At 71.5% G+C, this 12,645-nt stretch carries 8 protein-coding genes; 7 read left to right on the top strand and 1 reads right to left on the bottom strand.

Features of this window, described 5'->3' with window-relative positions:
• The 4 genes from ACWER9_RS05480 (at position 1) to ACWER9_RS05465 (ending at position 6,102) form a co-directional block, all read left to right on the top strand.
• Entirely contained in the window at positions 1-2,874 is a 2,874-nt protein-coding gene (locus ACWER9_RS05480) for a hypothetical protein (protein WP_452300625.1), read from the top strand.
• A gap of 102 nt (positions 2,875-2,976) precedes the next feature.
• A complete protein-coding gene (locus tag ACWER9_RS05475) occupies positions 2,977-3,576 on the top strand; it encodes a TetR/AcrR family transcriptional regulator (RefSeq protein ID WP_452300624.1) in 600 nt (199 codons plus the stop codon).
• A gap of 71 nt (positions 3,577-3,647) precedes the next feature.
• Positions 3,648-5,015 carry an acetyl-CoA carboxylase biotin carboxylase subunit gene (locus tag ACWER9_RS05470; protein WP_452300623.1) on the top strand — a complete coding sequence of 456 codons (1,368 nt, stop codon included), beginning with the start codon at positions 3,648-3,650 and terminating at the stop codon, positions 5,013-5,015.
• 166 nt (positions 5,016-5,181) lie between these two features.
• Positions 5,182-6,102, top strand: a complete 921-nt coding sequence (locus ACWER9_RS05465) for a hydroxymethylglutaryl-CoA lyase (protein WP_452300622.1) — start codon at positions 5,182-5,184, stop codon at positions 6,100-6,102.
• A gap of 54 nt (positions 6,103-6,156) precedes the next feature.
• Here the strand turns inward: ACWER9_RS05465 and ACWER9_RS05460 are convergent, their stop codons facing one another.
• A complete protein-coding gene (locus ACWER9_RS05460; RefSeq protein ID WP_452300621.1) occupies positions 6,157-6,717 on the bottom strand; it encodes a snapalysin family zinc-dependent metalloprotease in 561 nt (186 codons plus the stop codon).
• A gap of 169 nt (positions 6,718-6,886) precedes the next feature.
• Between ACWER9_RS05460 and ACWER9_RS05455 the strand changes: the two genes are divergently transcribed.
• The 3 genes from ACWER9_RS05455 to ACWER9_RS05445 all read left to right on the top strand — a co-directional run bounded on the left by ACWER9_RS05455 (position 6,887) and on the right by ACWER9_RS05445 (position 12,417).
• Positions 6,887-8,419, top strand: a complete 1,533-nt coding sequence (locus ACWER9_RS05455) for an acyl-CoA carboxylase subunit beta (protein ID WP_452300620.1) — start codon at positions 6,887-6,889, stop codon at positions 8,417-8,419.
• Positions 8,420-8,493: 74 nt separating this feature from the next.
• Positions 8,494-9,642, top strand: a complete 1,149-nt coding sequence (locus tag ACWER9_RS05450; protein WP_452300619.1) for an acyl-CoA dehydrogenase family protein — start codon at positions 8,494-8,496, stop codon at positions 9,640-9,642.
• Positions 9,643-9,774: 132 nt separating this feature from the next.
• The gene (locus ACWER9_RS05445; RefSeq protein ID WP_452300618.1) at positions 9,775-12,417 is read left to right on the top strand and encodes an ATP-binding protein; all 2,643 of its coding nucleotides are present in this window, start codon (positions 9,775-9,777) and stop codon (positions 12,415-12,417) included.
• The last annotated feature ends 228 nt before the right edge of the window (positions 12,418-12,645 follow it).

The following is a 12,645-nucleotide window of genomic DNA, read 5'->3' as shown; positions in this document are numbered from 1 at the left end:
ATGACCGACGAGGATCTCTGGCGGGTGCTGCGCGGCATCACCGACATGCCGTACGGGGCGGGGCAGATCGCCGCCCTGGAGCAGTTGCTGCGCCGGGTGGACGCCGCCGACGACAGGCACCTCGCGTTCGCAAGCCGGATGCAGGCCACCATCGGCTACATCTACGGTGGTGAGCCGGCGAAGTCCTTCGTGACCTTCTCCTGGTGCCTGTCCGAGTTCGACCGGGACCCGCAGCCCTACCACCAGCGCCACCTGCACCAGCTGCTGTGGCACTTCAAGTACATGGCGTCCGGCCTGCTGAAGTTCCCCGAGGTGCCGCTGGACCGCACGTACGCGGTGCTCGACGACATGGAGCGGCGCTACCGGGCCGGCGGGCACAGCCTGCAGGTCGTCTACAAGCACCGCTTCCGGGTCGCCGACCACGTGGGAGACGTCGAGACCGCAGCCCACTGGTACCGGCTCTGGCAGACCACCCCCCGTGACCAGCTCTCCGACTGCGCCGGCTGTGATCCGACGAGCCAGGTGGGCTACCTCGCCGACACCGGGCGGGACGCCGAGGCGGTGGCGCTCGCCGAGCCGGTGCTCGCCGGTCGCCTCACCTGCATCGAGCAGCCGCAGACGATCCTCACCGCGCTGCTCCTGCCGTACCTGCGTAGCGGCCGGGCCGAGGAGGCGCGGGACGCGCACCGGGAGGCGTACCGCCGGCTGCGGGGCAACCTCGCCGACCTGTGGGACATCGGGGACCACATCGAGTTCTGCACGCTCACCGGCAACGAGGCACGGGCCGTCGAGCTTGTCGAACGGCACCTGGATTGGCTGGACCGGCCGCCGTCGCCGGCCGCCGCCATGCACTTCGCGGCGACCGCCGCGGCAGCGCTGCGCCAGGCCGGCACGTCGACTCTCTACCGCCGGGCTGCGGAGGGCCGACCGGCGGCCGAGGTGACGGCGGCGTCGTTGGCGGACGAGCTGACCGAGACCGCCACCGGTCTGGCCGCCCGTTTCGACGCCCGTAACGGCACCACCCACCAGTCGGAGTGGATCGGCCGCCGGTTGGCGGTGCAGGCGAGCGGGGAGCACGTGCCGTTGTCGGCGAGCGTGCGCCGCCGGGCGACCCGCCCGACCCGCCCGACCGGGGACGAGCCGGTCGTCGAGCCGGGCCGGGCCGCGCAGCCGCGGATCGACCCGGGTGGACGACCCACCGTGGCGCTGCCGACCGACGCCAGCCCGGACGACCTGCTGGACCTCGCGGAACAGAGCTGGGGCCGGCACGACCGGGCCACCTTCCGGGCGGCGCTCGTCGCGTTCGACGATCGGTTCGGCTCCGCCGAACTGCCCGCCCGCACGTCCGCGCACCGGCTGGCGCTGCGGGCGGCGGAGCGCGGCGACGAGGACGACATCGACGGTGCGATCACGCTGAGTCGGGCGGCGCTTGAGCTGTACCGGGAGACGGGCGAGGAGGTGCAAGCCCAGACGGTCGCCGGGCGGCTCGGCGTGCTGTTGACCCGGTCCGACGAGGGCGGCGAGGAAGGGCTGCTGCTGGTCCGCGAGGCGGCCGAGGTGCTGGACCGGCTCGGCGACACCAAGCAGAGGGCGGCCGGACACGACCGGGTGGCGTTGGCGCTGCTGCACCGCGAACGGTGGGCGGACGCCCTCGCCGCGCTCGACCGGATACCCGCCGAGGCGGGCGGCGATCGGCACCTGGCGGCCCGGGTCGCGCTGCACCGAGGACACCTGTTGGAGCAGCTGAACAGGTTCGACGAGGCCCGCGCCGCCGTCGACGAGGCCCGCCGGATCGGCCGGGAGCTGGGCGTCGACGAGGTGGTCACGGGCGCCTGCCTGGCGTACGCACGGCTTGTCGACGATCCGGCGGACGCCGTGGCCGCCTGCGACGAGGCGTTGACGGTGGCACCTGCGGACGCGGAGCTGCCGGTCCGGGTCGCCCGCGCCCGGGCGTTGCTCTCGGCCGGACAGGCCGTCGACGCCGTCGACGACTTCGTCGAGGCGGTGACGCTGTGCGTGGAGCGGGGCGCCGAGGGGGACGCGTTCCTGCGGTGGGAGCTGGCGAACGCGTACCGGGTGGTGGGCCGGCTCGCCGAGGCCGCCGAGGTCGCCGAGGAGGCCGTTCTCGGCCTGGACCGATTGGGCGCCCAGGCGGAAGCCGACCGTTGTCGACACCTGCTGGCCGGCGTCTACGCAGGGCTTGGCGAGATCGACCCGGCGTTGGCTCTGCTGGAGCAGCTGGCACGCAATCTGGATGGGCCGGACAACCTTCCGCACCGGGCACAGGTGCTGGAGGAGGCCGGCGGCGTCCTCTACGACGCCGATCGGGACGCAGCGGCCGGCGAGCGGTTCGCCGCCGCGGCTGAGGCGTACCGGCTCGGCGACCTGCCGCTTGACGAACTGCGCGCCCGCCGACGGGAGGCGTACGCCTGGTTCTGGGCCGACGACCGGGACGCGGCGTTGCACGCCGTCGCGGTGGTGGACGGGTTGGCGGCGAAGGTGGCCGGGCAGGTCGAACCGGCGGTGACGTACGAGCTGGCGATGGCGGCCGAGACCGGCGCGCGGGTGCTCATCGGGGAGGACCGGCTGGACGAGGCGTTGGGCCGGCTCACCGGGGTGCCGGAGCGGTTGCGGTCGATCGAGGCGTTCGGTGAGGCCGCCCAGGTGGAGGCCCTCACCGGTGAGCTGCTGCTGCGCCTGGAACGGCCGGCCGAGGCGGAGCCGCTGCTGCGCCGCGTACTCGGTGGGTTGCCGGCCGACTCGCGGCAGGTCCGCCAGACGGCCTGGCTGCTGGCTCGGGTGCTGGACCTGCTCGATCGGCCCGCGGATGCCGCCGCGGTGCGGGCGGAGCACGACCTGGACGAGGACGACTGACCGTCGCGGACCGCCCCTGGCCAGGTCAGGGGCGGCCCGGCTCGGCGCGGGACGGAACCGACCGGGACCCAACGCGGGCTTCTCGCGGTCTAGGCTTGCCCGGTGACGGTGGAGCAGCAGGCACGGGGTGCGGCGGGTGCGGGCCGGCGCAGGTCCCGCAAGGATGAGATCCTGGAGATCGCGGTAGGTCTGTTCGCGGCGCGCGGCTACCACGGCGTGTCGATGGACGACATCGGCGCGGCCGCCGGGGTCACCGGTCCGGCGCTCTACCACCACTTCGCCGGCAAGGAGGCCATGCTCGCCGCCGCGCTGATTCCGGTGAGCGAGGGGTTGCTCGCCGGTGGGCGGGAACGGACCGCCGGGCGCTCGGACGACCCGCGCGTTGTGCTGGAGTCGCTCATCGACTTCCACGTCGAGTTCGCGCTGGCCAATCCGGCGGTGATCGCCCTGCACCTGCACGAGCTGGACCGGCTGCCCGAGGAGCCGCGGCGGCGGATCCGTCGCCTGCAACGGCTCTACGTCGAAGAGTGGGTGACGGTGCTCACAGCGCTGCACCCGGGCATGCCCGACGGCGAGGCGCGGGTGCTCGCGCACGCCGCGTTCGGCCTGATGAACTCGACCCCGTTCCTCGGTGGTGAGGTGGACAGGCGACGCCGCGCCGAGCTGCTGCGCGGCGCGACACTTGCCGCGCTGCTGGCCTGAGCGGACTCGTCAGAAGCCTGTCGGTCGTGGTTTCCTGACGGCGTCCCACCATCCGGACGCCGGGAGGAAACATGATCGAGTCACTGCTTGTCGCCAATCGGGGCGAGATCGCACGCCGGATCATCCGGACCGCCAAGCGGCTCGGGGTCCGCGCGATCGCGGTGCACTCGGAGGCCGACGCCGACCTGCCGTTCGTCGCCGAGGCGGACGAGGCGGTCCTGATCGGCCCAGCGAATCCGGCGCTGAGCTACCGCAACACCGAGGCGATCCTCGCCGCCGCGAAGGCGACAGGTGCGCAGGCCATCCACCCCGGGTACGGCTTCCTGTCGGAAAATGCGGAGTTCGCCCGTACCGTCGAGGCGAGCGGCCTGATCTGGGTCGGGCCCGGCGCCGACGCGATCACCGCGATGGGCGACAAGATCAATGCTCGGAATCTGATGGCGGCGGCCGGCGTTCCGGTCGCGCCCGGCACCACCGACCCGGCAGCCGACCTGGACGCGGCGGTCACGGCCGCCGCCGAGATCGGCTACCCGGTGATGGTCAAGGCCGCCGCCGGTGGCGGCGGCATGGGCATGGGTGTGGCCGTCGACGAGGCCGCGCTGCGCACCGAGTACGACAAGGTGCGCGCGTTCGCCGAGCGGATGTTCGGGGACGGCTCGGTGCTGATCGAGCGGTACTTTCCCCGGGTACGGCACGTCGAGGTGCAGATCCTCGGCCTGGCCGACGGTCGGGTGGTGGCGCTCGGCGAGCGGGAGTGCTCGGTGCAGCGGCGCAACCAGAAGCTTGTCGAGGAGTCCCCGTCGCCGGCCGTCTCGCCGGAGCTGCGGTCCCGTCTCCTGGCCGCGGCGGTACGGGCCGGCGAGGCGGTCGACTATCGCAACGCGGGCACGGTGGAGTGTCTGTTGGTCCCGCGTCAGCGGGACGCTGCCGGCACTGCTCCCGGTTCCGAAGACTTCTTCTTCCTGGAGATGAACACGCGGTTGCAGGTCGAGCACCCGGTGACCGAGTACGTCTACGGCATCGACCTGGTCGAGGAGCAGCTACGGGTGGCCTCCGGGTTGACGCCGACGTTCGACCCGGACGCGTTGATCCCTCGTGGCCACGCCATCGAGATGCGGATCAACGCGGAGGACCCGAAGCGCTTCCTGCCCGGCCCCGGTGTGATCAGGACGTGGGTGGAGCCGGCGGGCGGAGGTGTCCGGGTGGACTCGGGCTACACCGAGGGCAACACGGTCACCCCGTTCTACGACAGCCTGCTGGCCAAGCTGATCGTCAGCGGCGCGACCCGCGAGGAGGTGCTCGACCGCGCCCGGCATGCGGTCGCTGCCTTCCAGATCGAGGGCCCGAAGAACAACGTCCCCTTCTTCGCCGAGCTGCTGGACAACGAGGAGTTCCGCTCCGGCGCCTACGACACGGGCATCGTCTCCCGGATGCGCTAACCCCACCACCTCCCGGGGTCCCGCTCCCCATCCCGGCTGGGGCGGGTGATCAAGAGGTTTGCGTCAGGATTCGCGTCGAGGGTGACGCAAACCTCTTGATCAACATCGGGGTGGCATGCTGGACGGACCCCTGAGCGCTGCTTTCGTCACAGTGAGGTGACCCCTTATGGCGGACCTGCCGAGTTTCGTCACGATCCGTGAGGTCGGGCCACGGGACGGGTTGCAGAACGAGGACCCGATTCCGACCGACGCCAAGGTGCGGCTGCTCGACGCCCTCTCCGGCACCGGCGTGCGCCGGATCGAGGCGGTGTCGTTCGTGCACCCGAAGGCGATTCCGCAGATGGCCGACGCCGACGAGGTGTGGCGGCGCGCGGTGAAGGCCGACGGGGTGCGCTACTCGGCGCTGGTGCCGAACACCCGGGGCGCCCAGCGGGCCCTCGCTGCCGGGTTCACCGAGATCGAGGTGGTGGTCTCGGCCAGTGACACGCACAACCGGCGCAACGTCAACCGGTCCACCGACGAGTCGCTCGACGACATCGCCGAGCTGATCGACCTGCTGCACGGTGCGTCGGCGCGGGTCGAGGTGATCGTGGCGACAAGCTTCGGCTGCCCGTACGAGGGGGACATCGACCCGGAGCGCGTCGCCGGGATCGTGGACCGGGTGGTCCGCGACGGCGCGGACCGGGTGGCGTTCGGCGACACCACAGGCATGGGCACCCCACGCCGGGTCCGCGAGCTGGTGACCGCGGTGCGCGACCGCAACGCGCAGGTGCCGGTGCTGCTGCACTTCCACAACACCCGGGGTACGGCGCTTGCCAACCTGTTGACCGCGCTGGAGCTGGGGGTGACCGAGTTCGACGCCAGCGTCGGTGGCCTCGGTGGCTGCCCGTACGCCCCGGGGGCCAGCGGCAACCTGGCCACCGAGGAGGCCGTGCACATGTTGCACGACATGGGCATCGACACCGGCATCGACCTGGCGGCTCTGGTAGAGGCGGCCGAGCTGGCCGAGGAGTTGCTCGGCAAGAAGCTGCCGTCCGGCGTGCTCCGGGCCGGCCCGCGTACCCGGCTGACTCCGCTGCCGAGCTGAGGACGCGGCGAAGGGGCCGGCTAACGCGCCGGCCCCTTCCACCTGCCAGGTTTGTCAGCTCACCGAGGTGAGCGCGCCCGGCCAGCTGTCGCGGAAGATGTCCGCGCTGCGGTCGGTGGCGCTGAACGTGCCGGCGAAGAGGTTGCTGACCCGGTTCGCCTCGGCGCTGCTCGGGTACGGGTTGGTGCAGCTGGTGCCGGCGCTGCCGCCGGACATCAGCAGCGAGCAGTTCCCGTTGTAGTTGTCCGGCAGACCCAGGATGTGCCCGATCTCGTGCGTCATGATCCGCAGCGGACTGTACTGCGCCGCCTGCTGGGTGTCGATGTAGACCCGGCCGTTGCCGAGGCTGGTCCGCACGGCGTACGAGCCGCCGCCGGTGATCTGGTAGATGCGCAGGTTGGAGCCGCAGTTGGCGGAGAGCGTCAGGTTGACTGTGGCGTTGTTCCAGATCGAGGCGGCCTGGTTGGCGGTGCCGGCGTAGCTGCCCGCCTGGCTGGTGTTGTAGCAGATGGTCATGGCGGCGGACGCGGGCGACGGGTTGGCGACCGTGACACCGAGGGTGGCGAGTGCCGTCGCGAGCATCGCGACCGCGAGCCGATTGAGTCGTGAGGTCATCGCTGACTCCAATCCGGGAGGAGGGGGTGTCAGGAGCCTAGCGATATGTATTCATGTTTTTCAATGTCTTGTTCTCGGTCCGGCCGTCTGGTTCGCTCGTAGGTCGCCGACGGTCGTACCCATGCGCTAGCCTAACGATCGTTCAGGTCAGTATGGCGGAGGAGTCGGCGTGACGCTCGACGGTGAGGCACTTGAGCAACTGCGCAAGCGGGCCCGGTCCGGCGGCGCGGACAAATACCACGCGGCGAACGCCGCCAAGGGCAAGCTCTTCGCCCGGGAACGGGTCGCGCTCCTGGTCGACGAGGGCTCCTTCGTCGAGGACGGCCTCTACGCCAACGCCCTCGCCGACGGGCTGCCCGCCGACGGTGTGGTCACCGGCACCGCCACCATCGACGGTCGGCAGGTCTGCCTGATGGCCAACGACTCCACCGTCAAGGCCGGCAGTTGGGGTGCCCGCACGGTCGAAAAGATCATCCGAATCATCGAGCGCGCGTACTCCACGAGCGTCCCGATGGTCTACCTGGTCGACTCGGCCGGCGCCCGGATCACCGATCAGGTCGACCTCTTCCCGGGCCGGCGCGGCGCCGGCAAGATCTTCTGGAATCAGGTCCGCGCCTCGGGCTCGATCCCGCAGGTGTGCGCGCTGTTCGGTCCGAGCGCCGCAGGTGGGGCGTACATCCCGGCGTTCTGCGACGTGGTGGCGCTTGTCGACGGCAACGCGAGCATGTATCTCGGCTCCGACCGGATGGTCGAGATGGTCACCGGCGAGAAGACCACCCTGGAGGCGATGGGCGGGGCGAAGGTGCACACCGCCGAGTCCGGCGTGGGGCACTTCCTCTGCAAGACCGAGGCCGACGCGCTCGACGTCGTGAAGACCTACCTGTCGTACCTGCCGGCGAACTGGACGCAGGCGCCGCCGACCGCGCCGGCGGTCCCCGCGCCCGCGAAGGCCGACCTGGCGGCGCTGGTGCCGGCAAGCGAGCGGCAGGCGTTCGACATGCGGCGGTACGCCAAGGGCCTGCTCGACGAGGGTTCCTTCTTCGAGATCCAGGCCCTCTGGGCCAAGGAGCTGACCATCGGTTTCGGTCGCCTCGACGGGCAGGTCGTCGGCGTGGTCGGCAACAACTCGATGTTCAAGGGCGGTGTGCTCTTCGTCGACTCGGCCGACAAGGCCACCCGGTTCGTGCAGCTCTGCGACGCGTTCAACGTGCCGCTGCTGTTCCTCAGCGACGTACCCGGCTTCATGGTCGGCAGTGCCGTGGAGAAGCAGGGAATCATCCGGCACGGCGCCAAGATGATCACCGCGATCTCCGAGGCGACGGTGCCGAAGATCTGCGTGGTGGTCCGCAAGGCGTACGGCGCCGGTCTCTACGCGATGGCCGGACCCGGGTTCGAGCCGGACGCGACGATCGCGCTGCCGACCGCGAAGATCGCCGTGATGGGCGCCGAAGCCGCCGTGAACGCGGTCTACGCCAACAAGATCGCCGCCATCGAGGACGAGGCCGAGCGGGCCGCCTTCGTCGCCGCCAAACGTGCCGAGTACGAGCAGGACATCGACGTCGTCCGGCTCGCCAGCGAGCTGGTGGTGGACGCCATCGTCGAGCCGCACGACCTGCGCGCCGAGCTGGTCCGTCGATTCGCGGCGGCGGGCACCAAGGATCGGCAGTTCTCCCGCCGTCGGCACGGCGTCACCCCGGTCTGATCGACTCGGGCCCGCACAGCGACCCGCCCCGGCGTCACGAGCGCCGCGGCGGACCGTCCTTACAGGAGGATGAGATGGACTTCCGGCTCACCGACGAACAAGCGGCGCTGCGCGAGAGCGTGCGGGACTTCGCCCGCGAGATGGTCGCCCCGGTCATCGCGGAGCACTACGAGCGGCACACCTTCCCGTACGAGGTGATCCGGCAGATGGGCAAGATGGGCCTGTTCGGCCTGCCCTTCGACGAGGAGCACGGCGGTATGGGCGGCGACTACTTCGCGCTCTGCCTCGTCCTGGAGGAGTTGGCCCGGGTCGACTCGAGTGTGGCCATCACCCTGGAGGCGGCGGTCTCGCTCGGCGCGATGCCGATCTACCGCTTCGGCACCGAGGAGCAGAAGGCGACCTGGCTGCCTCGGTTGCTCAGCGGCGAGGCGTTGGCCGGTTTCGGGCTCACCGAGCCGGGCACCGGCTCGGACGCCGCCGGCACCCAGACGCGGGCGGTGCTGGACGGCGACGAATGGGTGATCAACGGTTCGAAGGCGTTCATCACCAACTCGGGCACCGACATCACGGCGATGGTGACCGTGACCGCGGTGACCGGCACGAACGCGGACGGCTCCAAGGAGTTGTCGACGATCATCGTGCCGACCGGCACGCCCGGGTTCACCGTCGCGCCGGGCTACTCCAAGGTGGGGTGGACCGCCTCGGACACCCACGAGCTGACCTTCGACGACTGCCGCGTGCCGGCCGCCAACCTGCTCGGCGAGCGCGGTCGGGGCTTCGCCCAGTTCCTGCGCATCCTCGACGAGGGTCGGATCGCCATCGCCGCGTTGGCCGTCGGTCTCGCCCAGGGCTGCGTCGACGAGTCCATCAAGTACGCGAAGGAGCGGCACGCCTTCGGCCAGCCGATCGGCGCGAACCAGGCCGTCCAGTTCAAGATCGCGGACATGGAGCTGAAGGCGCACACCGCCCGGTTGGCCTACTACGACGCCGCCGCACGGATGCTCGCCGGCGAGCCGTTCAAACGGCAGGCCGCCATCGCGAAACTGCACGCCAGCACGATCGCGGTGGACAACGCCCGGGAGGCCACCCAGATCCACGGCGGGTACGGCTTCATGAACGAGTACCCGGTGGCCCGGTTCTGGCGGGACTCCAAGATCCTGGAGATCGGTGAGGGCACCAGTGAGGTGCAGCGCATGATCATCGCCCGGGACCTGGGTCTCTGAGCGTCCAGCCGGACTGATCGGTCAATCGTTCCGGGCGGGCTGTCCGTACGGCTGTCGGGTTTCGGCGAGCGGGCGTCAGTAGCCCGACGTTCGACTGCCGATGGTCGGAGTCGATCCGTACTCTTCGTGCCCATGACTCCGGATCATGACCGGTCGCGGAGCCCGGCTGGGCGGACCACCCTGCCGGAGCTGCTCCGCGGGCATCGACGGGCCGCCGGCCTGACCCAGGCCGAGCTGGCGTCCCGGGCCGGGGTGGGTGTGCGGACGGTGCGTGACCTGGAGCGTGGTCGGTCAGTTCGACCGCAACGCACCACCGTCGAGTTGCTCGCCGGGGCGCTGGAGCTGACCGGCACCAGCCGGGCGGCGTTCATGGCCGCGTCCCGAGGTGCCGATCCGGCGGCACCGGACGGCACCTCGACGACGACGTTCACGGTCAGCGGCACCGTCACGTCGGCGGCCGCCACGACCGACCCGTCGGTCCTGCTCCCGCCACCGGTCGCGTTGATCGGCCGGGAGCGCGACCTCACCGAGTTGGCCGGGATGCTCACCGCGGCGCGAGGACCCCGGTTGGTGAGCCTCGTCGGGCTGGCCGGTGTCGGCAAGACCGCCCTGGCGACGTCGGTGGCGCACCTGGTGGCCTCCGCCCATCCGGCAGGTGTCGCCGGGGTGCTTGTCGGCGAGGGATCGGACGGCCCGGATGTGCTCGCCGCATCGATGTCCGTGCTCGGCGTGGCACGCCTCTCCGAGCTCGTGGCCCTGCTCGCCGGGCGGCCGGCACTGCTGGTGATGGACGCGGTGGAGCGGGCACCGGGTCCGGTGGCCGCGACCCTGCACCGATTGCTCGGCGCACTTCCCGCACTGCGGGTGCTTGTCACCGGGCGACACCCGGTCGGGTTGCCCGGTGAGCGGGTGTGGCCGGTCGCGCCGCTCGACGTACCACCGCCGGAGGCTGAGCACGACGGCATCGAGTCGTGGCCGGCGGTCGCGTTGTTCACCGCCCGGCTCGCTCAGGTCCGCCGTGAGCCGCCCACCGCCGCGGAGTTGCCGGCGCTCGCCGCCCTGGTCCGCCGGTTGGGAGGGCTGCCGTTGGCCATCGAGCTGATGGCCGCCCGGGGTCGACTCCTCGACCTCACCGAACTGCTTAACCGGTACGGCGACCGGGTGCTCGACCTGGCCACTCCCGCGGACGCCCACCCGGGCTGGGACGCTGCGGAGGCGCTCACCAGTCGGACGAGCGGACCCGACACCCCCACGGCCGTCGCGGTCACCCTGCGGGACGCGGTGGCGTTCAGCTACCGACTGTTGGCGTCGGACGAGCGGGCCGCGCTGCGGCAGCTCGCCGTCTTCGGTAACCGCTGGTCGGTCGAGTTGGCCGAGGAGATGCTCGCCGACGAGGCCGACCGGGACGGCACGGTGGCGATCGACCCGGTTCCGCTGTTGGACCGCTTCGTCGAGTTGGGGCTGCTGAGCGTACGCGGAACCGGGGCGTTCCGGTTCCGTCTGCTCGACGCGGTCCGTGACTACGCCGTCGAGCAGGCGGTCGGTGGTGGTGAGCTGACCTGCATCCGGCGTCGACACGCGGAGGTCATCGCGCGCCTGGTGGCACGGACCGCAAGCGATCTGGTCGGCCCACGGTTACCCGACGCGGTGCACCGCTTGGACGAGATGAGCAGTGACATCAGCTCGTCGTTGGCCCACGCGGCCACCGACGACCCGTTGACCGCACTGCGGCTGGCGGCCTGTTTGACCCGTTGGTGGCGGTTCCGCGGACGCGATGTCGTCGGGCGGCAGTGGCTGCGGCGCCTGCTCGCGGATCCGCGTACCGCTGACGCCGATCCTCTCCTGCGTGGCTGGGCCGCCCTCGGGGTCGCCCGGCTCGCGGCCGAGCACGGCGCGGGTGCCGAGGAACTGCCGACGGCGCGCGCGGCGTTTGACACCTTCCGGCGGGCCGGCGACGTCACCGGCGAGTTGGAGGCGCGGAACGTGCTCGGCACTCTGCTGATCTCCGTCGGGCGGCAGGACGAGGCTCGCGAGCAGGCGGAGGCGCTGCTGCGGTTGGCGGCGCGCAACGGTCGGACCCGGGACCTGGCGGTGGCTCAGAACAGCCTCGCCTGGCACGAGATCCGCGCGGGTGACCTGGCTGCGGCCCGTCGTCGGCTCGCTGCCGTGGACCGACTCGCCGCCGAGAGTGGGGAGCAGCGACTGCGGGTGCTGGGCTGGGCCAATCGTGCCGAAGTCGCCCGCCTGGAGGGCTGGTACGCGGACGCCATCGACCGTGGCCGGAGGGCGATGGCGGCACTGTCCGAGCTTGGTGATCCCGGGGGTCGCCGTCGGGTGCTCGGCACCGTGGGGCTGGCGCTCGCCCAGGACGGGCGGGTCGTGGAGGCGACCGAGGTGCTGACCGAGTTGCGCGCCGGGGGTGTGGAGACGCTGCCGGCGCGGCCTACCGTGCCGCGTCCGCGTCAGTCGGACGACGTGGCGCTGACCTGGGGCGGGCCGGAGACCGGGCTCTGCGCCCTGATCGAGGGGAACCTGGCGCTGCACCGGGGCGACCGGGAGTTGGCTGCCGAGTGGTTCGCCGCCGCAGCCGACCACGCGGGGCCGGATCGCCGCGACGTGGTGGAGGCGGTCGTGGGACTGGCTGCCAGCACTGCGGACCCGGCGGTGCTCGATCGACTGGACCGGGTCTGTGCGGAGAGCGGCATCCGTTTGTTGCCGCACGAGTCGGGCCTGCTCTACGCGCTGAACGCCGCCCGGGGTGGACCGACTCGGTAGTTGCGACGGATCGGTGCCCGCTCGGGTGCCGCGAGGATCGTGACGGGAGAGTGGCGCGGGCGAAGAGCCCCCATTGGTGCTACCCCTCGCTGATCGCCCGCGCCGTCACCCCCCGGTGATCCCCGGTGCAGGAAGCCTGCCACCGGCGCGGTGACAGAAAGTCTGCTTGGACCGAATCCTCCAGCTTGGCTGGGTCGGTTCTGCCGGTCTTTCTGCCGCTGTGACCGT

This window comes from Micromonospora sp. NPDC003944 (assembly GCF_053605225.1).
The sequence above is the reverse complement of the archived record's forward strand: the minus strand, read 5'-3'. Positions and strand labels throughout refer to the sequence as shown.

Coding starts and splice junctions, on each gene's coding strand:
- ACWER9_RS05480 (WP_452300625.1), top strand. CDS start 1: ATGACCGACGAGGATCTCTGGCGGGTGCTGCGCGGCATCACCGACATG.
- ACWER9_RS05470 (WP_452300623.1), top strand. CDS start 3,648: ATGATCGAGTCACTGCTTGTCGCCAATCGGGGCGAGATCGCACGCCGG.
- ACWER9_RS05465 (WP_452300622.1), top strand. CDS start 5,182: ATGGCGGACCTGCCGAGTTTCGTCACGATCCGTGAGGTCGGGCCACGG.
- ACWER9_RS05460 (WP_452300621.1), bottom strand. CDS start 6,717: ATGACCTCACGACTCAATCGGCTCGCGGTCGCGATGCTCGCGACGGCA.
- ACWER9_RS05450 (WP_452300619.1), top strand. CDS start 8,494: ATGGACTTCCGGCTCACCGACGAACAAGCGGCGCTGCGCGAGAGCGTG.
- ACWER9_RS05445 (WP_452300618.1), top strand. CDS start 9,775: ATGACTCCGGATCATGACCGGTCGCGGAGCCCGGCTGGGCGGACCACC.